Below are 20,948 nucleotides of genomic sequence, written 5' to 3' on the forward strand. Positions count from 1 at the left end.
CGCAAGCGAACAGCGTGCTTGCGCTCCCCGGACAAGCGCGATAGCCCTGCGGGCAGGCCATACGGGGAGAACACGAGAGCAAGGGTCTGTGCGGGGGCGCACTGCGACTGGGTGGGCGACGGGTTGCGGGGCGCGCTGGGGCGCGGGCTGGTGTGGGTGGCGCGCTGCGGCGGGTGAGGAGCGCACTGCGCTGGGGTCAGGTGTGGTTGGTTCGGTGGCCGCCGATGCGCTCTGTCAGGGCGTCGGCGGTTTTTTGTGCTTCCCGGGCCAGTTCGGGCCAGGTTCGGCCGCATTCCTCGTCGCACACGTGTCGGAAGGTCACCGTGATGGCGGCGATGGGGCGTTCGCCGTGGTCGAAGACCGGGGCGGCCACCGAGGCGAAGCCGGCGGTCACGTAGCCGTCTTCCACGGACCAGCCGCGTCGGCGTTCGGCGGTGAGCAGGCGTCTGAGCGCGGGTAGGTTCCGCGGGCCGCGTCCGGTGCGGTCCACGAAGCTCGTCACGCTCGGGAACAGGGCTCTGACCTGGGCGCCGGGCAGGTGGGCGAGCATCGCGCGGCCGGAGGCGGTCAGGTGGGCGGGCAGGCGTACGCCCACGTCGGAGACGATGGTGGACGGCTGCCTGGGCTGTTCGCGGACCAGGTAGAGCGCCTCGGCGCCGTGCAGCACGCCCAGGTGGGCGGCGCGGCCGGCCGAGTCGACCAGGCGGCGCAGCAGCGGCCTCGCCAGGCGTTCCAGCGGGTCGTGGCGCAGGTAGGCGGAGCCCAGTTCGAACGCCGCCACCCCCAGTCCGTACCGTCGTTCCTCGGGGAAGTGGGTGGCGAAGCCCGCTGCCGCCAGTTCGGCCAGCAGGTGGTAGGTGGTCGAGCGGGGCAGGTCGAGTTCGCGGGCCACGGCCGCCGCCGTCAGCGGGCCGGGGCGGCCGGCCAGCAGGCGCAGCACGGCCAGTCCTCGGCGCAACGCCGGCACGTCGCTGCTGGATCCCACGACGTCATTCTCAACAAAGCGGCGCCACCGCGCATTGGAGGGGTATGACGACCAGCTTCGAGGACTTCGCCGCGGGCCAGGTCACTCCGTTGCTGCGGTACGCCACGGTGCTGACCGGAGACCCGCACCTCGCCCAGGACGTCGTGCAGGAGTGCCTGCTGCGCGCCCAGCAGCGGTGGGCTCGGATCGGTGGTCTCGACGCGCCCGGCGCGTACCTGAAGCGGATGGTCACCAACGAGTTCCTGTCGTGGCGCCGGCGGTTCAAGGTCCATTCGACCCTCACCGGCATCGACCCGCCGACTCCCGATCCGGCGGGCCGCTACGACGAGCGGGACGCGATGTTGCGTCGCATCGCGAGGTTGCCGCGCAAGCAGAAGGCCGCCGTCGTGCTTCGCTTCTACGAGGGCTACGACGACGCCGAGATCGCCGCGGTCCTGGGGTGCACCCAGGGAACCGTCCGCAGTCACATCTCCCGCGCGCTGTCCACGCTGCGTGCGGCCGACCGGGTGAAGGAGGCGCTGTGAACACCGAAGACCTGATCCGTGACGCGCTGCGTCGGCAGGCCGACCTGGCCCCGCCGCCCGGTCCGGTGCTGGCCGCGCTGCACCGGCCGCGTCGCCGTCGCAAGCCGCTGTACCTGGTGCTCGCCACCGCAGGCACGGCGGCCGTGGTCGCGATCGCCGCCACGACGTTCTCCCGGCCGACCGCCGACGCCCCGCCTGCCGGGTCGAACCGGCCGCCGTTCAGCACCGTCACCGGCAGTCCGTCGCCGACCGGTGTGCCGTCCGGGAAGCTGGTGAGCCTGGAATACGCGCCGACCTGGTTGCCGGACGGGTTCGTCGAGTGGCGGCGCAGCCTGTTCGACCACGGTTGGCAGCGGACCTGGCGGCAGGCCCCCCCGGACCACAGCCCGTCGGCGCCCGCGCTGACCTTCGAGATCACCAGGGGGAGCATCGGCTCGCTGCTCGAATCCGCGGACGAGCCGGCGAACCGGACGACGGTGAACGGGGCTCCGGGCGTCTACACCGACGACGGCCTGCGCTGGCAGGTGGCCGACAAGCTGGTGCTGACCGTGAACCTGGACAACGTTCCCGACGCCCGCGGCACGATCCGCCGGATCGCCGAGTCCGTGCGGCCGGACCGGAGGCAGATCCGGGTCCCGGTGTCGTTCGGCGGGTCCACCCGCTTCACGGTCAGCGCGAACTCGCGGGACGACTGGACCGCGTCCACCGACGTGTCGTACCGGGACGGCCGCTACATGGCCATGCTGCACAGCGTCGCCCACGTCGGGAGTTCGCCCCGCACGGTGACCGCGCTGGGCCGTGAGGCGTCGTACGAGGAGGCCGGCGGTGGCGTGCTGACCATCCCGCTCGCGCCCGACCGGTTCCTGTCCGTGGGAGGGCTCGGGCTGTCCGGCTTCCAGCAGCCCGTGCCCGTGGAGACGCTGACCGAGGTGGCCGCGCTCGTGGAGGTGGACCTCGGCGTGGACCTGTCCTGGCTCGGCGTCTGAGATACCAGACGGTCTTCCGCGCTCCCGGGTCGTGCCGATCCAACTGCCGGGTTGTGATGTGCACATGCAGCAACCCGTGCAGCTGGGTCCGGAACCCCTGACCCGCGAGGACGTCCACGCCGTCGCCCGCGGCGACGCGCCGGTGGAGATCACGGAGGTGGCGCGGGAGGCCGTCGGTGCCGCCCGCGCGCACATCGAACGCCTGGCCACCGCCGAGCAGCCCACCTACGGCGTGTCGACGGGGTTCGGCGCGCTGGCGGTCCGGCACATCCCGCCGGACCGCCGGGCCGCCCTCCAGCAGTCCCTGGTCCGCTCGCACGCCGCCGGCGCGGGGCCCGAGGTCGAGCGGGAGGTCGTCCGCGCCCTCGTGCTGCTCCGGCTCAGGACGTTGACCAGTGGGCACACCGGGGTCCGGCTGGAGACGGCCGAGGCGATGGCCGCGATGCTCAACGCGGGCATCACGCCGGTGGTGCACGAGTTCGGCTCGCTGGGCTGCTCGGGCGACCTGGCGCCGCTGTCGGCCGCCGCGCTGGCGCTGACCGGCGAGGGTGAGGTCCGGGACGCCGACGGCAACCTGCTGCCCGCCGGGGAGGCGTTGGCGAAGGCGGGCATCGAGCCCGTCCGGTTGGCCGAGAAGGAGGGCCTCGCGCTGATCAACGGCACCGACGGGATGCTCGGGATGCTGGTGCTCGCGGTGAAGGACCTGCACCATCTACTGGACGTGGCCGACCTCACCGCCGCGATGAGCGTGGAGGCCCTGCTGGGCACCGACCGCGTCTTCGCCGCCGACCTGCACGCCCTGCGCCCGCACCCGGGTCAGGGGCGCAGCGCCCGGCGGATGTCGGAGCTGCTGGCGGGCTCGGAGATCATGGCGAGCCACCGCGGCCCGGACTGCACCCGCGTGCAGGACGCGTACTCGCTGCGCTGCTCGCCGCAGGTGCACGGGGCGGCCCGGGACACCGTCGCGTACGCCGAGGTGGTCGCCGACCGCGAGCTGGCCGCCGCGATCGACAACCCGGTGGTGCTGGCGGACGGCCGGGTCGAGTCGAACGGCAACTTCCACGGCGCGCCGATCGCGTACGTGCTGGACTTCCTGGCCATCCCGGTCGCGGACGTGGCGAGCATCGCCGAGCGCCGCACCGACCGGATGCTGGACGTGAGCCGCTCGCACGGCCTGCCGCCGTTCCTGGCCCACGACCCCGGCGTGGACTCCGGCCACATGATCGCCCAGTACACCCAGGCCGCCATCGTCAGCGAGCTCAAGCGGCTGGCGGTGCCCGCGTCGGTCGACTCGATCCCGAGCAGCGCGATGCAGGAGGACCACGTCTCGATGGGCTGGTCCGCCGCGCGCAAGCTGCGCAAGGCGGTGGACGGCCTGCGCACCGTGCTGGCCGTCGAGTTCCTCACCGCCGCCCGCGCGCTGGACCTGCGCGCACCCCTGAAGCCGGCACCGGCGACCGCCGCGGCCGTGGCGAAGCTGCGCGAGACCGTCCAGGGCCCCGGCCCGGACCGCCACCTGGCCCCGGAGATCGCCGCCGCCGAAGACCTGATCCGAAGTGGAGCCCTGTGATGGTGCGAGCAGCCCGAGGCACCGACCTGACCGCCCGCAGCTGGCAGACCGAGGCCGCCCTGCGGATGTTCCACAACAACCTGGACCCCGACGTCGCCGAACGGCCCGAGGACCTGGTCGTCTACGGCGGCACCGGCAAGGCCGCGCGGGACTGGCCGAGCTTCCACGCCATCAGCCGCGAACTGGCGGAGCTGGCGGACGACGAGACCCTGCTCGTGCAGTCCGGCCGCCCGGTGGGCGTGATGCGGACGCACGAGTGGGCGCCGCGGGTGCTGATCGCGAACTCCAACCTGGTGCCGGACTGGGCGAACTGGCCCGAGTTCCGCCGGCTGGAGGCCGAGGGGCTGACCATGTACGGCCAGATGACGGCCGGCTCGTGGATCTACATCGGCACCCAGGGCATCCTCCAGGGCACGTTCGAGACGTTCGCGGCCGTGGCGACCAAGCGGTTCGGCGGGACGCTGAAGGGCACGTTGACGGTGACCGCCGGGCTGGGCGGCATGGGCGGTGCGCAGCCGTTGGCCGTCACCATGAACGAGGGCGTCGCGCTCTGCGTCGAGGTCGACCCGGCCCGCGCCCGGCGCCGGGTGGAGACCCGCTACCTGGACGAGATCGCGGACGACCTCGACGACGCGATCTCCCGCGTGCTCAGGGCCAAGGAGGAGGGCCGCGCGCTGTCCGTGGGCCTGATCGGCAACGCCGCCGAGGTGCTGCCGGAACTGCTGCGCCGCGAGGTGCCGGTGGACATCGTCACCGACCAGACCTCGGCGCACGACCCGCTGGCGTACCTGCCCAAGGGCGTCGACCTGGACGACTGGCCGGACTACGCGGGCAAGAAGCCGGACGAGTTCACCGACCGCTCCCGCGAGTCGATGGCGGACCACGTGGAGGCGATGGTCGGCTTCCTGGACCGGGGCGCGGAGGTGTTCGACTACGGCAACTCCATCCGCGGCGAGGCCAGGCTCGGCGGCTACGACCGGGCGTTCGACTTCCCCGGCTTCGTCCCCGCCTACATCCGCCCGCTGTTCTGCGAGGGCAAGGGCCCGTTCCGGTGGGCGGCGCTGTCCGGTGACCCGGCCGACATCGCCCGGACCGACCGGGCGATCCTGGAGCTGTTCCCGGAGAACGAGCAGCTCGCCCGGTGGATCAGGATGGCCGGCGAACGGGTCGAGTTCCAGGGGCTGCCGGCCCGGATCTGCTGGCTGGGCTACGGCGAGCGCCACCTGGCGGGCCTGCGGTTCAACGAGATGGTGGCCAGTGGCGAGCTGTCCGCGCCGATCGTGATCGGCCGGGACCACCTGGACTGCGGTTCGGTCGCCTCCCCGTACCGGGAAACCGAGGCCATGGCGGACGGTTCGGACGCGATCGCCGACTGGCCGCTGCTCAACGCGCTGGTGAACACGGCGTCCGGGGCGACCTGGGTGTCCATCCACCACGGCGGCGGGGTGGGCATCGGGCGTTCCATCCACGCCGGGCAGGTCACCGTCGCGGACGGCACCGAGCTGGCCGCGCGGAAGATCGAGCGGGTGCTGACCAACGACCCCGGCATGGGCGTGATCCGGCACGTCGACGCCGGGTACCCGGAGGCACAGGCAGTGGCTTCGGACAAGGGCGTCCGCATCCCGATGGCGCACCATGACTGACCTCGCGGACATCGCCGACGTCGGGCGCGACGCCCGACGCGGCGGCTACTCGCGGCACGGGTTCGACCGGGTCGAGCTGGAGCTGCGCGCGTGGTTCGTGGAGGAGGCGACGCGGCGCGGGCTCGACGTGCGGCCGGACCGCAACGGCAACATCTGGGCGTGGTGGGGTGGGCCGGGGACGGACGCCGTGGTCACCGGCAGCCACCTGGACTCCGTGCCGGGCGGTGGCGCGTTCGACGGGCCGCTGGGCGTCGTGTCGGCGTTGCAGGCGGTCGACCTGTTGCGCGCCAAGGGTTTCCAGCCGTCCCGGCCGTTGGCGGTGGTGGTGTTCGTGGAGGAGGAGGGCGGGCGGTTCGGCGTGGCCTGCCTGGGCTCTCGGCTGATGACCGGTGCGATCTCGGCGGAGGCGGCGTGCGGGCTGACCGACCCGGACGGCGTCTCGTTCGGCGAGGCGGCGCACCGGGCGGGCTTCGACCCGCTGCGGATGGGCCGGGACGACGTGGCGCTCGCGTCGATCGGCCGGTTCGTGGAACTCCACGTGGAGCAGGGCAGAGGGCTGACCGTCCCGGTCGGGTCGGCCAGTTCGATCCTGGCGCACGGCCGGTGGCGGTTCACCTTCACCGGCGAGGGCAACCACGCCGGTGCGACGCTGATCGAGGACCGGCGCGACCCGATGCTGCCCGCGTCGCAACTGGTGCTGGCCGCTCGCCGGGCCGCTACCGGCGGGGCGCGGGCGACGGTGGGCCGGATCGTGCCGAACCCCGGCGGCACCAACGTGATCGCGTCTTCGGTGGACGTCTGGCTGGACGCGCGGGCGGACGACGACCGGCGCACCCGCGAGGTGGTCGCGGAGATCACCGAAGCGGCACGGGCGGCGGCCGTGGAGGAGGGCTGCGAGGTGCGCGTCACGGAGGAGTCGTACGGGGACACGGTGCACTTCGACCGCGGCCTGGCCGACGAGATCTCCGGCGCGCTCGGGAACGTCCCGTCCCTGCCGACCGGTGCGGGGCACGACGCGGGCATCTTGGCGGCGCACGTCCCGACCGCGATGCTGTTCGTGCGCAACCCGACCGGGATCAGCCACGCCCCTGACGAGTTCGCCGAAGCCGACGACTGCGCGGCGGGTGTGGTGGCGCTCGCGACGACGTTGGAGCACTTGGCCCGATGAGGAACTTCTGGTGTGAACAGGCTTGGCTGCCGGACGGCATCGCGCCCCGCGTCCTGGTGCGGGTGGATCGCGGGGCCATCGTCCACGTGTCCACTGTGGACACCATTCCGCTGGGGTGCGAGCGCCTGTACGGGATCGTGCTCCCGGGGTTCGCGAACGCCCACTCCCACGCGTTCCACCGGGCTCTGCGCGGCCGGACGCACTCCGACGGCGGCACGTTCTGGACGTGGCGGGAACGGATGTATGCGCTGGCGGGGAGCCTGACACCGGACAGCTACCTGCGACTGGCCAGGGCCGTGTACGCGGAGATGGCGGTGGCCGGCGTGACCGCCGTGGGGGAGTTCCACTACCTCCACGACGGCGGCAACGAGATGGGCGAGGCGCTGCGCCGGGCCGCGGCCGACGCCGGTATCCGGATCACCCTCTTGGACGCTTGCTACCTGGCCGGTGGCATCGGCCGACCCGTGACCGGGGTGCAGGAGCGGTTCTCCGACGGCACCGCCGAGCGGTGGGCCGCCAGGGTCGCCGAGCTGCCCGAAGACGCCAATTCGAGGGTCGGCGCGGCGATCCACTCCGTGCGCGCTGTGCCACGTGAAACGTTGTCGCTGGTAGCGGGCGCGTTCCCCGATCGGCCGCTGCACGTCCACCTGTCGGAGCAACCGGCCGAGAACGAGGCCTGCCTGGAGGCGTACGGCCTCACCCCGACCGGCCTCCTGCACGAGGCGGGCGCCCTGACGCCCCGGACCACGGCCGTGCACGCCACCCATCTGTCCACAAAGGACGTCACGATGCTGGGTGGCGCGTCCGTTGGAGCGTGCTTCTGCCCCACCACGGAGGCGGACTTGGCGGACGGGATCGGCCCGGCACGGGAGCTGAAGGACGCCGGCAGCCCGTTGTCGCTCGGCAGCGACCAGCACGCCGTGATCGACCCGCTGCTGGAGGCACGCGGCCTGGAACACGGCGAACGCCTGCGCACCGGCCAACGCGGCCGGTTCACCCCGGCCGAACTGGTGGACGCGTTGACCAACCACGCCGCCATCGGCTGGCCGGAGGCGGGGCGGATCGAGGTCGGCGCACCGGCCGACCTCGTCGCCATCGGCATGGACTCGGTCCGCACCACCGGTTCGGGCGTCGAGCAGGTGGTGCTGACCGCGACCGCCTCGGACGTGGTCGCGGTCGTGTCCGGCGGCAGAGTGGTGGCCCGCAACGGGGTCCACGAGACCCTGGGCGACGTCGGCGAGCTCCTGAAGGCGGCGATGGCATGAGCACCCTGATCACCGACATCGGCGAACTGACCACCAACGACCCCGAACTGGGCCGCCTCACCGACGCCGCCCTGGTCGTGGACGACGGCCGCGTCGCCTGGGTGGGTGCCGCTCCCGACGCGCCGGCCGCCGACGAGCGCTTCGACGCGGCGGGCCGGGCCGTCCTGCCGGGCTGGGTCGACAGCCACACCCACCTGGTCTTCGCCGGCGACCGGACCGCCGAGTTCGAAGCCCGCATGTCCGGGAAGCCCTACACCGCGGGCGGGATCGCCACCACCGTCGACGCCACCCGTGCCGCCTCCGACGCCGAACTGGCGGCGACCGTCCGGCGTCACATCGCCGAGGCCGTCTCCCAGGGCACCACGTGCATCGAGACGAAGACCGGCTACGGCCTGACGACGGCGGACGAGCTGCGTTCCGCCCGGATCGCGGCCCGGCACGCCGACGAGACCACGTTCCTCGGTGCCCACCTCGTCCCGCCCGGCGCTGACGCGGACGCCTACGTCGCCCTGGTGTGCGGGGAGATGCTCGACGCCGTAGCGCCGCACGTCCGCTGGGCCGACGTGTTCTGCGAACAGGGCGCGTTCGACGCCGACCAGTCTCGGGCCGTGCTGGAAGCCGCCGCCGCCAGGGGGCTGGGCCTCCGCGTCCACGGCAACCAGCTCGGCGAAGGACCCGGCGTCCGACTGGCGGTGGAACTCGGAGCGGCCAGCGTCGACCACTGCACCTACCTGTCGGCGGCGGACGTCGACGCCCTCGCGAACTCCGGCACCGTCGCCACCCTGCTGCCGGCCTGCGACCTCTCGACCCGCCAGTCCCTGCCGCCCGCGCGGGCGCTGCTGGACGCCGGCGCGACCGTCGCACTGGCCAGCAACTGCAACCCGGGCAGCTCGTACACGACGTCCATGGCCTACTGCGTCACCACCGCCGTGCTCCAGATGCGCATGACGATCGAGGAAGCCGTCCACGCGGCCACCAAGGCAGGCGCGATCGCGTTGAACCGCAACGACATCGGCCACCTGGCGGTCGGTGCACGGGCTGATCTCCACGTGCTCGACGCGCCCAGCACGACGCACCTCGCGTACCGACCGGGCGTGCCGTTGACGCACGCCGTCTGGCGCAAGGGGGAGCGCGTCCGCTAGCCGCTCACCCCGGCCGACGGTCCTAGTACGCGAATCGCCCCGCCCGAATACGGTTGTCCGCCTTTCCGGCACCGCACTACCGTGCCGTGGTGGATCTCTTCTCGCGCTCATGGACGGCGTTGCGCACGGCGGTCGCCGACCTCACGGACGAGGACTTCACCCGCCCGTCCGGCTGCACCGGCTGGCTCGTGCGGGACCTGGTGTGCCACCTGGTCATCGACGCCCAGGACGTCCTGATCACCCTGGTGACCCCCGCCGGGACCGAACCGACCCGGGACGCCGTCACCTACTGGGAAGTCGCCGGAACGCCGCCGACCGGCGACGACCCGCTCGACGCGCTGATCGTCCGGCTGGCCGCCGCGTACCAGGAGCCGTGGCTGCTCAAGTTCCACCTCGACGACGTCGGCTCGGCAGCCGGTCGCGCCGCCGAACTCGCCGACCCCGCGGTCCGCGTCGGCACCCGCGGCGAGGTCCTCACCGCGGGCGACTACCTCTCCGCGTACGTCCTGGAGTGGACCTTGCACCACCTCGACCTGATCGCGCACCTGCCCGGCGCGGCGGAACCGCCCGCCGATGGCCTGGCCCGGACGCGCTGGATGGTGGAGCAGATCGCCGGGGCGGCGTTCCCGGAGTCGTTCTCCGACAGGGACGCCCTGCTGGTCGGCACCGGCCGGCGTGCCCCGACCGACGCGGAGAAGGCCGAACTGGGCGACCTGGCCGGGAAGCTGCCGCTCGTCCTCGGGTGATCGTCCGACTGCGAACGACCTCCGGCGCCGGCGCGTTCCCGCACGGTTCGGTTCAGCGGCGTGTATCAGCGGCGCGTCGACCGACATCAAGTCGGAACCCAACCGAAGGGGGAGAGCGATGCGCTACGCAAGGCGTCTCGTCGCGATGGTCGTCGGTTTGTTCGCTGTCGGCGTGCTGTCCGCGGTGCCGGCCGGCGCGGCGGCGGACAACCTGTACGTGGTCGTGAACGAGCACAGCAAGATGTGCATGGATGTGGCCTACGGGAGTGTGGCCAACGGGGGCAGGATCCAGCAGTACTACTGCTACGGCGGTGCTCCGACGAAGTGGCGGTACGTGCCGCTGGGCAACAACGTGTTCCACATCGTCAACGAGAACAGCAAGAAGTGCCTGGACCTGCCGGGCGGCAGCCCGAGCACGCCGCGTGGCGTCGCGCTCCAGCAGTGGGACTGCTGGGACGGGCCGATGCAGCGTTGGGTGATCCGGCAGATGGGCGGTGACGTCCAGCAGATCGCGTCCTACGTGAACCCCAACCTCTGCCTGGACGTCAAGGACTGGAGCACCACTCCCGGCGCCACGATCCAGGCCTGGGACTGCTGGAACGGCAACGTGCAGCGGTGGAGGCACTTCCACACGGCCTGACCTGACACTGGACGCGCCGGGCAGCGGGCGGGATGCCGCTGCCCGGTTCGCGCCGACCGGCCCGAGGGCCGACGCGGCGTCTTCCTATGATGGGTGTCCGTGGATCCAGGCAAGGTCGTCGTGCTCAGCGGACCGCCCGGCGCGGGCAAGAGCACCGTGTCCCGACTGCTCGCCGACGTGCTGTCACCGAGCGTGCACCTGCACTCGGACGACTTCTGGCGGTACATCCGACAGGGCTGGCTCGCGCCCTACCGGCCGGAGGCGCACCGCCAGAACGAGGTCGTCGTGGACGTCGTCGTCCAGGCCGCGTTCGGCTACGCGTCCGGGGGCTACCAGGTCGTCTGTGACGGCGTGATCGGGCCGTGGTTCCTCGACCCGTTCCGCGCCGCCGCCGCCCGCACCGGCCTCGAACTGCACTACGTCGTGCTGCGGCCGGACGAGTCCACCACCGTGGCACGGGCGACAGCGCGCAGCGCCGAAGCGCTCACCGCGCCGGAACCGGTCCTCGCGCTGCACCGCCAGTTCGCCGACCTCGGTCCGCTGGAGCACCACGCGCTGGACTCCGGCGGGCAGGAACCCGCCGAGACGGTCTCCGCCGTGCGGCACGCCGTCGAACAGGGCACCTGCCGGCTGGCCTGAGACCCGCGTGCGGACCGGGGCGTGCGGGAAGCGTGGCACAGGCGTGGAAACGGCCGCACGGGAAAGGGGCGCCCGTGAGCGCCCCTTTACCCGTGCTGTGCGGTCAGTCCTCGGGGTCGTCCTCGTCGTCCCGCGCCAGGTACGTGGCCAGGCGCTCGACGGCCGTCTCGAACTCCGGGTTCGCGTCCACGAACGACCGGAGCTTGTCGGCCAGCCAGGCGAGGCTCACTTCCTCCTCGCCCCGGCGGGCCTCCAGTTCCTCGATGCCGCGGTCGGTGAAGTACATCGGCTACTCGAACGCCTTCGCGATCAGCTCGCGCTGCTCCACCTCGTGCACCTTGGACGAACCGGCCGACGGGGCGGCCATCGGGCGCCGCGAGACGCGCTTGACGGCGAACCGGGACGGCAGCAGCTCGGGCAGCGCCAGGCCCAGGAACGGCCACGCGCCCTGGTTGGCCGGCTCCTCCTGCACCCAGCGGACCTCGGTCGCGTTCGGGTAGCGCTCCAGCGCCTCCGTCAGCTTCCGGGCCGGCACCGGGTAGAGCTGCTCGACCCGCACCACCGCGGTGTCCTTCACGCCGCGCTTCTCCTGCTCGGCGGCGAGTTCGTAGTACACCTTGCCGCTGCACAGCACGATCTTCGTGACGCCCTGCGCGTCCGGCCGGGTCGGGTCGTCGATCACCGAGTGGAAGCGCTCCTCCACGAACGGCTCGACCGGCGACGTGGCCGCCTTCAGGCGCAGCATCGACTTGGGGGTGAACACCACCAGCGGGCGGTTCACGCCGTCCAGCGCGTGCCGGCGCAGCAGGTGGAAGTAGTTCGCCGGGGTCGACGGCACCGCGATGGTCATCGAGCCCTCCGCGCACAGCTGGAGGAAGCGCTCGATGCGGCCCGACGTGTGGTCCGGGCCCTGGCCCTCGTGGCCGTGCGGCAGCAGCAGCACGACGTCGGAGACCTGGCCCCACTTCGCCTCACCGGACGAGATGAACTCGTCGATGATCGGCTGCGCGCCGTTGACGAAGTCGCCGAACTGCGCCTCCCACAGCACCAGCGCTTCCGGGTTGGCCACCGAGTAGCCGTACTCGAAGCCCAGCGCCGCGAACTCGGAGAGCACCGAGTCGTAGACCATGAACTTGCCCTGGTCCTCGGACAGGTTCTGCAGCGGCGTGTACTCGGCGGACTTCTTGCGGTCCACCAGCGTCGCGTGCCGCTGCACGAACGTGCCGCGCCGCGAGTCCTGGCCCGCCAGGCGGACCGTGCGGCCCTCCAGCACCAGCGACCCGAACGCCAGCAGCTCGGCGAACGCCCAGTCGATGCCGCCCTCGCGGGCCATCTTCGCGCGCCGCTCCAGCACCGGCTTGACCCGCGGGTGCGGGGTGAACCCGTCGGGCAGGTCGACGTGCGCGTCGGCGATCTTCTCGATCACCGAGCGGTCGATGCCGGTGGGCAGCTTGGCGGGGACCTGCTGCTCCTCCTCGATCGACGGCGACATCTTGATCGGGTGCTTCTCCAGCTCGCGCACCTCGTTGAAGACGTGCTCCAGCTGCGAGGAGAAGTCCTGGAGCGCCTTCTCGGCCTCCTCCACCGAGATGTCGCCGCGACCGATCAGCGACTCGGTGTAGGTCTTGCGCACCGAGCGCTTGGTGTCGATCACGTCGTACATCGCGGGCTGCGTCATCGACGGGTCGTCGCCCTCGTTGTGACCGCGGCGGCGGTAGCAGACCATGTCGATCACGACGTCCTTGTTGAACGCCTGCCGGTAGTCCACCGCCAGCTTCGCGACCCAGTAGCACGCCTCCGGGTCGTCGCCGTTCACGTGGAAGACCGGCGCGCCGATCATCTTCGCCACGTCGGTCGAGTACTTCGACGACCGCGAGTTCTCCGGCGCGGTGGTGAAGCCGACCTGGTTGTTCACCACCACGTGCACCGTGCCGCCGGTGCGGTAGCCGCGCACCAGGGCCAGGTTCAGCGTCTCCGCCACCACGCCCTGGCCCGCGAACGCCGCGTCGCCGTGCAGGGCGACCGGCAGGACGGTGAAGCCCTCGCCGCCCTTGTCCAGGGTGTCCTGCTTAGCCCGGACGATGCCCTCCAGCACCGGGTCCACGGCCTCCAGGTGCGACGGGTTGGCGGTCAGCGACACCTTGGTCTCGCCGTCGCCGAACATCCGGAAGTACTTGCCCTCGGCGCCCAGGTGGTACTTCACGTCACCCGAGCCGTGCGCCTGGCCGGGGTCCAGGTTGCCCTCGAACTCCCGGAAGATCTGCGAGATCGGCTTGCCGACGATGTTCGCCAGCACGTTCAGCCGGCCGCGGTGCGGCATGCCGATGACGACCTCGTCCAGCTCGTGCTCGGCGGCCTTGTCCAGCACCGCGTCCAGCAGCGGGATGACCGTCTCGCCGCCTTCCAGCGAGAACCGCTTCTGGCCGACGTACTTGGTCTGGAGGAACGTCTCGAACGCCTCGGCCGCGTTCAGCTTCGACAGGATGTACTTCTGCACGGTGGCCGGCGGCTTCTCGTGCGGCACCTCGACCCGTTCCTGGATCCAGAGGCGCTCCTCCGGGTCCAGGATGTGCATGTACTCGACGCCGACCGTGCGGCAGTACGAGTTGCGCAGCACGCCCAGGATGTCCCGCAGCTTCATCCGCTCCTGGCCCGCGAACCCGCCGACCGGGAACTCCCGGTCCAGGTCCCACAGGGTCAGCCCGTGCGAGAGCACGTCCAGGTCGCGGTGGCTGCGCTGGCGGTAGTTCAGCGGGTCGGTGTCGGCCATCAGGTGGCCGCGGGTGCGGAACGCGTCGATCAGCTCGATCACCCGGGCGGTCTTGTCGACCGCGCCCTCGGGGATGTCGGCGACCCAGCGGATCGGCTCGTACGGCAGCCGCAGCGACGTGAAGACGTCGTCGTAGAAGCCGTCCTCGCCGAGCAGCAGCTGGTGGATCCGCTTGAGGAACTCGCCGGACTCGGCGCCCTGGATGATGCGGTGGTCGTAGGTGGAGGTCAGCGTGATGATCTTGCTGACACCCATCTCGACCAGGGCCTGCTCGCTGGTGCCCTGGAAGTGCGCGGGGTACTCCATCGCGCCGACGCCGATGATCGCGCCCTGCCCGGCGGTGAGCCGCGGCACCGAGTGGTTCGTGCCGATCGTGCCGGGGTTGGTCAGCGAGATGGTGGTGCCGGAGAAGTCCTCGGTGGTCAGCGAGCCGCCGCGGGCCTTGCGGATCAGGTCCTCGTAGGCCTGCCAGAACTGCGTGAACGTCATGTTCTCGCAGCCCTTGATGGAGGCGACCACCAGCGACCGGGTGCCGTCCTTGCCGGGCAGGTCGATCGCCAGGCCGAAGTTCACGTGCTCGGGCGTGACCACGTGCGGCTTGCCGTTGACGTCGGCGAAGTGCCGGTTCATGTTCGGGTACGCCTGGAGCGCCCGGACCACCGCGTAGCCGATCAGGTGGGTGAAGGAGACCTTGCCACCGCGGGTGCGCTTGAGGTGGTTGTTGATCACGATGCGGTTGTCGGCCAGCAGCTTGGCGGGCACGGCGCGCACGCTCGTCGCGGTCGGAACGGTGAGCGACAGCTCCATGTTCTTCGCGATGGCGGCGGCGGCGCCGCGGAGCTGCTTCTGCTCCTCGCCCGCGGCGGGCTGCACCGGCGCGGCCTTGGCGGCCTGCGCGGGAGCCGGCTTGTTCGTGGTCGTCGGCAGCGTCGTCGCGGGCTTGGGCGCCGGCGGCTGCTTGGTCACGGCGGCGGTCGGCGCGGTCGGCTTGGTCGCGGTGGCGGTCGGCGCTGCGGTCGACGTGGTGCTGTTCTCCGCTGCGGCCGCGGTCGTCCCGTTCCCGGACCGCTGCGTCGACTTGTAGTCGGCGAAGAAGTCGTGCCAGGCCGGGTCGACGGACGACGGGTCGGCGAGGAACTGCTCGTACATCTCCTCGACCAGCCACTCATTGGGGCCGAACTGCGAAGCAGGAGTGCTGCTGGACACGGCTTGCGCTCGCCTCTATCCATCTCGCTCTTGGTAATGACTCACTCATGGTCAGGCTAGTCCCCCGTCTGGTGCAGTTCACACACAGGAGGGGCCGGGCAACGAGTGCTCGATCACAGGATCGATCCGGACATCGATCGTTTCAGGGGTGCTCGACCTGTTCTCGGGGTATCAGCCCAGGTCCGTCTCGTTCGGCCGGCCGGTGGACCGGTTCGCCGACCAGCTTGCCCCATCGACCGGACAACCCGTTCGGGGGTGTGATCCAGCTCCCGCGGGGTGTGGTCCGGCTTCTTCGGACCTCGGTCCGTCGGTTGCCGGTCCCCCTCGGGCGGCGCCTACCCCGACCGGTCCCGCAGCCGTGAAAGTGGTCGCTACCTGCGTGTTCAACGATTTGGTTGACAATGCCGCCGGCTGGGTCCTATGGTTTGTTCAACCGAGAGGTTGAGTAAGGAGATCGCAGTGGAGGACCGGCTTTCGCGGGTGTTTGCGGCGTTGGCGGACCCCATTCGACGGGACATGGTGGCTCGGCTGGCGGTCGCGGACGCGACGGTCAACGAGTTGGCCGAGCCCTACGCCGTGACCGTGCAGGCGGTGTCCAAGCACCTGAAGGTGCTGGAGGACGCCGGGTTGGTCAGTCGGAGTCGGCAGGCCCAGCGGAGGCCCGTGCACCTGGAAGCAGAGGTGTTCGACCTGATGACCAAGTGGATCGAGCGGTATCGGCGGGAGGCGGAGCAGCGCTACCAGCGGCTGGACGCGGTGCTCGCCCAGATGGCTCGGGAAGACCAGATGGCTCGGGAAGACCCGCAGGACGATCGGAACGTTCGAGGAGGAGAAGCGTCATGAGCACCACCACGCACCACGAGGTCACCATCACGGCGGACCCGGCACTGCCCACGATCGAGATCGTGCGCGAGTTCGACGCACCACCGGCCGCCGTGTTCCGGGCGCACGTCGAGCCCGAACTGGTGAAGAAGTGGCTCGGCCCGCGTCGGCTCACCATGGACATCCTGCGCTGGGAGGCCGAGACCGGCGGCGGCTACCGGTACGTGCACCGGGACGAGAGCGGCGAGTACGGGTTCTACGGCTCGTTCCACGAGGTCCGGCCGGCCGAGCGGATCGTGCAGACGTTCACCTTCGAGGGCTTCCCGGACGGGGTCTGCCTGGAGACGCTGACCTTCGAGGACCTCGGCGACGGCCGGACCCGGCTGCGCGGCGTCAGCGTCTTCGAGACCGTCGAAGGCCGCGACGCCGCGATGGCCAGCGGCATGTCCACCGGCGTCACCGAGGGCTACGAGCAACTGGACGAACTGCTCGCGGGCCAGGACCGGTAGCCCGGAACAGGACCGGTAGTCCGAAAACCGAAAAAGTCCGGAATCAACCGGTACCAACCTGCCCGGTCGCCGTGAGTGGCGTGCCGGGCTCGTTGGCGCGATGCGGCGTGGCGCGGTGTGGAGCGGTGTGGCCGGGTGCGGTGTGGCCGGGCGCGGCGTGGCGGGGGCGCGGCGTGGCTAGGGGTGGGCGTGGCATGGGCGTGGCGCGGTGCGGCGCGCTGTGGCGGGAGCGGCGTGGCGGAGGCGCGGTGCGGTGTGGCCGGGCGCGGCGGGGCGGGCACGGCAGGGCGGGGCATGGCGCAGCAGGGCATGGCGCAGCAGGGCATGGCGCAGCAGGGCATGGCGCAGCAGGGCATGGCGCAGCGAGGCATGGCGCAGCGAGGCATGGCGCGGTGTGGTGCAGTGTGGTGTGGTGCGAGCCGGCCTGCACCTCCGCCGTTCCGTCGGGGAAGGCGGGCTCAGCGACCCGGCCGGCCGGCGTGCTCGGCTTGGTGGTCGTGCTCACCTCCGGTCGCGGGCTCGGTCGCGGTCGCGGTCTTGGGTCCGGTCTCGGCCCTGGTCTCGCCGATGCTGTGGGACCACAGCCGGGCGTAGTGGCCGCCTGCCGCCAGCAGCTCGGCGTGCGTGCCCTGTTCGACGATCCGGCCCTGGTCGAGCACGATGATCCGGTCCGCCCGCGCGGCGGTGGCCAGGCGGTGGGCCACCACGAACGTCGTCCGGGCGCCGGCCAGGTGGTCGCTCGCGGCCAGCACCGCCGACTCGGTCGACGGGTCCAGCGCGGCGGTCGCCTCGTCCAGCAGCAGCAGGTCCGGCTGCACGAGTTCGGCCCTGGCCAGGGCGACGAGTTGGCGCTGGCCGGCGGACAGCGACTGGCCGCGCTCGCCCACCTGCTGGTGGAACGCGGCGGGCAGGGCCGCCACCACGGGCAGCGCGCCGACCGCCCGCACGGCCCGCTCGACCTCGGCGTCGGTGGCCGACTCCTTGCCGTAGGCCACGTTCTCCGCGACGTCGCCGCCGAACAGGTGCGCCTCCTGCGGCACCACGCCCAGCCGCCGGCGGAACGCCGACAGGTCGTAGGACTTCACGTCCACGCCGTCCACCAGCACCGCGCCCTCGGTCGCGTCGTAGAACCGCGCCACCAGCTTGACCAGCGTCGACTTGCCCGCGCCGGTCTCGCCGACCAACGCGACCGTCTCGCCGGGGGCCACGTGCAGCGTCACGTCCTCCAGCGCCGCACGTGACGTGCCGGGGTAGCGGAACGTCACGTGCCGCAGCTCCACCTCGCCGCGCAGCCGCGCCACCGGCACCGGGTCGGCGGCGGGCGGCACGCTGGTCGGCGTGCGCAGCAGGTCGCCGATCCGGACCAGGCCGACGCGGGCCTGCTGGTAGCCGTCGAACACCCCGGACAGCTGGTACAGCGGCGCGAAGAACAGGCCCAGGTACAGCACGAACGCCAGCAGCACACCGGGCGACAGGGTGCCCTCGGCCACCCGGTACGCGCCGACCGCGAGGATCGCCGCCTGCGCCACCCCGGACAGCAGCGCCAGGAACGGGAAGTAGGTCGCGATGTACCGCTGCGCCCTGATCCGGGACCGCCGGTAGGCGTCGCTGCGTGCCGCGAACGCTTGCGCCGACCGCGCCTCCCGCGTGTAGGCCTGCGAGACGCGCAGCCCGGACACGTTCTCCTGGAGGTCGGCGTTGACCGCGCTGACCCGTTCCCGCGCCTCGGCGTACGCCTTGGACGACAGCCGCTGGAAGATCACCGTCGCGACCAGCAGGACGGGCAGCACGGCCAGCGCCACCAGGGCCAGCGACGGGTCGGTGGCCACCAGCGCCGCCGCGATGCCCGCCACGGTCAGCACGCTGATCACGAACGTGGTCAGCCCGGTCTGCAGGAAGCTCGACAGCGCGTCCACGTCCGTCGTCATCCGGGTCATGATCCGGCCGGCCATCTCGCGCTCGTAGTAGTCCAGGCCGAGCCGTTGCAGGTGCGCGTAGCTGCGCACGCGCAGCAGGTACAGCAGGCGCTCGCCGACCCGCGACGTCACCACCGCGCCGGCCGCCGCCGACACCCAGCCCAGGCCCACCAGCACCAGCCCGATCGCGGACGCCAGCCACAGCCGGCTCGTCTCGCCGCCCACCACGCCCTGGTCGACGCCCAGCCGCACCAGGTTGGGCAGCACGACCGCGAGCGCCGAGTCGACCAGCAGCAGACCCCCGACGCCCAGCATGGTCCACCGCACCGGGCGCAGCAGGGTGCGCAGCCGGAACCCCGGGTCGGGCGCGCGCGGGTCCTCCCCGTGCAGGTCCGGTTCCTCCGTGGCGGGCGGCAGGGCGCGCACCCGCGCCATCAGCTCCGGTGTCGGCGGAGTGCCGCCGAGCAGCGCGGACGTGCCCCGGCCGGCGCCCTTGGCGACCCGGGACGCGCTGACCGCCCGGTTCGCCGCGCGGACCGCCACCTCGTCCTCGTCGGACACCGGCCACAGCTCCGGGGTGACGCCGTCCGGGCCGGGCTCCAGGGCGGCGTCCGCGCGCGGGTCGACCTGCTCGATCGCGTCACCGGGGCCGGCCAGCAGCTCCCGGTACAGCGGGCAGCGCTCGGTCAGCTCGTCGTGCGTGCCCACGTCGACCACCGCGCCCGCGTCCAGCACCGCGATCCGGTCGGCCAGCGTCAGCGACGACCGGCGGTGCGCGATCAGGATCGTCGTGCGCGCCGCCGTCACCTCGGCCAGCGTGTGGTGGATCGCCGCCTCCGTCGCCGGGTCCACGGCCGAGGTCGCGTCGTCCAGCACCAGCACGCGCGGATCGGACAGCAGCGCCCGCGCCAGGGCCACCCGCTGCCGCTGGCCGCCGGACAGCGTCAGGCCGCGTTCGCCGACCACCGTGTCGTAGCCGTCGGGCAGCGCCGCGATGAACGAGTGCGCCTCGGCCGCCCGCGCGGCGGCCTCGACCTGCTCGTCCGACGCGTCCGGCAGGCCGTAGGCGATGTTCGCCCGGACCGTGTCGGAGAACAGGAACGCCTCCTCGAACACCACCCCCACGGCCTGCCGCAGCGACTCCAGCCGCAGCTCCCGGACGTCCACCCCGCCGACCCGGATCGCACCCGCGTGCACGTCGTAGAACCGGGGCAGCAGCAGCGACACCGTCGACTTGCCGGAACCGGCGGTGCCCACGACCGCCACCGTCTCGCCGGGCGCGATCTTCAGCGACACGTCGGACAGCACCGGCTCGCTGCGCGTGTAGCCGAACGTCACCCCGTCCAGCTCCACCGACACCGGCCCGGCGGGCACGTCCCGCGCGCCGTCCACCACGTCCGGCTGCGAGTCGATCAGCTCGTACACCCGCTCCACGCCGGCGCGCGCCAGCTGCGCGGTCACCATCAGGCTGGACAGCAGCCGGGTGGGGCCGACCAGGTTCGCCACGTAGGTCGCGAACGCCAGGAACGTGCCCAGCGACACCTCGCCCCGCAGCGCCAGCCAGCCGCCCAGCGCCAGCACCGCCACCTGGCCGACGAACGGCAGCGCGGTCAGCGTCGCGGTCGGCCGGGACGCCAGCCGGGCGGCCCGCATCCGTTCCGCGAACAGCGACTCGGCCCGCGACTCCAGCCGGGAGACCTCGCGCGCCTCCTGCCCGAAGCCCTTCACCACGCGCACGCCGGTGACCGTCTCCTCGACGTGCTGCGCCACGTCGGCCGCCCGCTGCTGCGCCGACCAGGTGGCCGGGAACAGCGTCAGCCGGCTGCGCGCGGCCACGATCGCCACCGCGGGCACCACCACCAGTGCGATCACCGTGAGCAGCGGGGACAGCCAGAACATCGCCACCAGCGCGGCCACCGCGAACACCACCGTGCCGAACGCCAGCGGTGTCATCGACAGCAGGCTGTTGACCAGCTGGAGGTCGGTGATCGACCGGGACACCACCTGGCCGGTGCGCAGCGCGTCCTGCTTCTGGCCGTCCAGCCGCTGCACCGCGCCGAACACCGCCTGCCGCAGGTCGTGCTGCACGTCGACGGCCAGCCGACCGCCCAGGAAGCGCCGCACGAACGCGGTGCCGAAGGTCAGCAGCTCCAGGCCCACCAGGACGGCCGCGAGCAGCGTCAGGCGGTCCGTGCGGCCGGCCACGGCGTCGTCCACGGCGAGCTTGATCAGCAGCGGCGAGACCGCCTGCAGGCCCACCCCGACGACGGCGGCCAGCACCGACCACACCACCAGCGACCGGTGCTTCCAGCACGCCGTGGCGAGTCGGCGGATCCATCCGGGGGTCTGCGTCACGGGATCCACATTAGGTCGGTCCACCGACACGGCCGGGGTCCAAAAGCTGAGAGGACCGTCTC

Annotated in this window: 17 protein-coding genes; 12 read left to right on the forward strand and 5 right to left on the reverse strand. The window is 72.2% G+C overall.

Annotated features, from left to right (window positions below; all coding sequences use genetic code 11):
• Positions 1–196: 196 nt before the first annotated feature.
• Positions 197–985: an IclR family transcriptional regulator gene (locus FHS29_RS08870; protein ID WP_184689882.1), complete on the reverse strand. Its 789-nt coding sequence runs from the start codon at positions 983–985 to the stop codon at positions 197–199.
• Between the two features lie 44 nt (positions 986–1,029).
• Between FHS29_RS08870 and FHS29_RS08875 the strand changes: the two genes are divergently transcribed.
• The 10 genes from FHS29_RS08875 to FHS29_RS08920 all read left to right on the forward strand — a co-directional run bounded on the left by FHS29_RS08875 (position 1,030) and on the right by FHS29_RS08920 (position 11,308).
• On the forward strand, positions 1,030–1,509 hold the full coding sequence (locus tag FHS29_RS08875) for a SigE family RNA polymerase sigma factor (RefSeq protein WP_184689884.1): 480 nt from the start codon (positions 1,030–1,032) through the stop codon (positions 1,507–1,509).
• Positions 1,506–2,495 carry a hypothetical protein gene (locus FHS29_RS08880; RefSeq protein ID WP_184689886.1) on the forward strand — a complete coding sequence of 330 codons (990 nt, stop codon included), beginning with the start codon at positions 1,506–1,508 and terminating at the stop codon, positions 2,493–2,495. Before FHS29_RS08875 ends, FHS29_RS08880 begins: the two co-directional genes overlap by 4 nt.
• A 64-nt stretch (positions 2,496–2,559) precedes the next feature.
• Complete coding sequence (gene hutH / locus FHS29_RS08885; protein ID WP_184689888.1) at positions 2,560–4,065, forward strand: histidine ammonia-lyase; 1,506 nt, start codon at positions 2,560–2,562, stop codon at positions 4,063–4,065.
• The gene (hutU, locus tag FHS29_RS08890; RefSeq protein ID WP_184689890.1) at positions 4,065–5,708 is read left to right on the forward strand and encodes a urocanate hydratase; all 1,644 of its coding nucleotides are present in this window, start codon (positions 4,065–4,067) and stop codon (positions 5,706–5,708) included. Before hutH ends, hutU begins: the two co-directional genes overlap by 1 nt.
• Positions 5,701–6,876 (forward strand): allantoate amidohydrolase, encoded by a 1,176-nt coding sequence (locus tag FHS29_RS08895; protein ID WP_184689893.1) that lies wholly within the window; start codon positions 5,701–5,703, stop codon positions 6,874–6,876. Before hutU ends, FHS29_RS08895 begins: the two co-directional genes overlap by 8 nt.
• Entirely contained in the window at positions 6,873–8,141 is a 1,269-nt protein-coding gene (locus FHS29_RS08900; RefSeq protein WP_184689895.1) for a formimidoylglutamate deiminase, read from the forward strand. Before FHS29_RS08895 ends, FHS29_RS08900 begins: the two co-directional genes overlap by 4 nt.
• Positions 8,138–9,283, forward strand: a complete 1,146-nt coding sequence (gene hutI / locus FHS29_RS08905) for an imidazolonepropionase (protein ID WP_184689897.1) — start codon at positions 8,138–8,140, stop codon at positions 9,281–9,283. The genes FHS29_RS08900 and hutI overlap by 4 nt, the downstream gene beginning before the upstream one ends.
• Positions 9,284–9,372: 89 nt before the next feature.
• Complete coding sequence (locus tag FHS29_RS08910) at positions 9,373–10,029, forward strand: maleylpyruvate isomerase N-terminal domain-containing protein (RefSeq protein WP_184689899.1); 657 nt, start codon at positions 9,373–9,375, stop codon at positions 10,027–10,029.
• A 118-nt stretch (positions 10,030–10,147) separates the two neighbouring features.
• Positions 10,148–10,669, forward strand: a complete 522-nt coding sequence (locus FHS29_RS08915; RefSeq protein ID WP_184689901.1) for an RICIN domain-containing protein — start codon at positions 10,148–10,150, stop codon at positions 10,667–10,669.
• Between the two features lie 99 nt (positions 10,670–10,768).
• Positions 10,769–11,308: an AAA family ATPase gene (locus FHS29_RS08920; RefSeq protein WP_221455507.1), complete on the forward strand. Its 540-nt coding sequence runs from the start codon at positions 10,769–10,771 to the stop codon at positions 11,306–11,308.
• 103 nt (positions 11,309–11,411) lie between these two features.
• Here the strand turns inward: FHS29_RS08920 and FHS29_RS08925 are convergent, their stop codons facing one another.
• Both FHS29_RS08925 and FHS29_RS08930 read right to left on the reverse strand, forming a co-directional pair.
• The gene (locus FHS29_RS08925; protein ID WP_121009100.1) at positions 11,412–11,594 is read right to left on the reverse strand and encodes a DUF6104 family protein; all 183 of its coding nucleotides are present in this window, start codon (positions 11,592–11,594) and stop codon (positions 11,412–11,414) included.
• Positions 11,595–11,597: 3 nt separating this feature from the next.
• The gene (locus tag FHS29_RS08930) at positions 11,598–15,284 is read right to left on the reverse strand and encodes a multifunctional oxoglutarate decarboxylase/oxoglutarate dehydrogenase thiamine pyrophosphate-binding subunit/dihydrolipoyllysine-residue succinyltransferase subunit (RefSeq protein WP_184689904.1); all 3,687 of its coding nucleotides are present in this window, start codon (positions 15,282–15,284) and stop codon (positions 11,598–11,600) included.
• Positions 15,285–15,704: 420 nt separating this feature from the next.
• Here FHS29_RS08930 and FHS29_RS08935 point away from each other — a divergent pair, with 420 nt between their 5' ends.
• Both FHS29_RS08935 and FHS29_RS08940 read left to right on the forward strand, forming a co-directional pair.
• A complete protein-coding gene (locus FHS29_RS08935; protein ID WP_221455508.1) occupies positions 15,705–16,127 on the forward strand; it encodes an ArsR/SmtB family transcription factor in 423 nt (140 codons plus the stop codon).
• Entirely contained in the window at positions 16,124–16,615 is a 492-nt protein-coding gene (locus tag FHS29_RS08940; RefSeq protein WP_184689907.1) for an SRPBCC family protein, read from the forward strand. The genes FHS29_RS08935 and FHS29_RS08940 overlap by 4 nt, the downstream gene beginning before the upstream one ends.
• Before the next feature lie 177 nt (positions 16,616–16,792).
• Here the strand turns inward: FHS29_RS08940 and FHS29_RS38455 are convergent, their stop codons facing one another.
• The gene (locus tag FHS29_RS38455) at positions 16,793–17,077 is read right to left on the reverse strand and encodes a pentapeptide repeat-containing protein (RefSeq protein WP_376774401.1); all 285 of its coding nucleotides are present in this window, start codon (positions 17,075–17,077) and stop codon (positions 16,793–16,795) included.
• Complete coding sequence (locus tag FHS29_RS08945) at positions 17,074–20,895, reverse strand: ABC transporter ATP-binding protein (RefSeq protein WP_184689908.1); 3,822 nt, start codon at positions 20,893–20,895, stop codon at positions 17,074–17,076. Before FHS29_RS08945 ends, FHS29_RS38455 begins: the two co-directional genes overlap by 4 nt.
• Between the last annotated feature and the right edge of the window lie 53 nt (positions 20,896–20,948).

This window comes from Saccharothrix tamanrassetensis, assembly GCF_014203665.1.
In the GTDB taxonomy this organism is placed as follows: domain Bacteria; phylum Actinomycetota; class Actinomycetes; order Mycobacteriales; family Pseudonocardiaceae; genus Actinosynnema; species Actinosynnema tamanrassetense.

Excerpts from the sequence above, each read along its gene's own strand:
- FHS29_RS08875 (WP_184689884.1), top strand. The coding sequence starts at position 1,030 with ATGACGACCAGCTTCGAGGACTTCGCCGCGGGCCAGGTCACTCCGTTG.
- hutU (WP_184689890.1), top strand. The coding sequence starts at position 4,065 with ATGGTGCGAGCAGCCCGAGGCACCGACCTGACCGCCCGCAGCTGGCAG.
- FHS29_RS08940 (WP_184689907.1), top strand. The coding sequence starts at position 16,124 with ATGAGCACCACCACGCACCACGAGGTCACCATCACGGCGGACCCGGCA.
- hutI (WP_184689897.1), top strand. The coding sequence starts at position 8,138 with ATGAGCACCCTGATCACCGACATCGGCGAACTGACCACCAACGACCCC.
- FHS29_RS08935 (WP_221455508.1), top strand. The coding sequence starts at position 15,705 with ATGGTTTGTTCAACCGAGAGGTTGAGTAAGGAGATCGCAGTGGAGGAC.
- FHS29_RS08895 (WP_184689893.1), top strand. The coding sequence starts at position 5,701 with ATGACTGACCTCGCGGACATCGCCGACGTCGGGCGCGACGCCCGACGC.
- FHS29_RS08900 (WP_184689895.1), top strand. The coding sequence starts at position 6,873 with ATGAGGAACTTCTGGTGTGAACAGGCTTGGCTGCCGGACGGCATCGCG.
- FHS29_RS08915 (WP_184689901.1), top strand. The coding sequence starts at position 10,148 with ATGCGCTACGCAAGGCGTCTCGTCGCGATGGTCGTCGGTTTGTTCGCT.
- hutH (WP_184689888.1), top strand. The coding sequence starts at position 2,560 with ATGCAGCAACCCGTGCAGCTGGGTCCGGAACCCCTGACCCGCGAGGAC.
- FHS29_RS08925 (WP_121009100.1), bottom strand. The coding sequence starts at position 11,594 with ATGTACTTCACCGACCGCGGCATCGAGGAACTGGAGGCCCGCCGGGGC.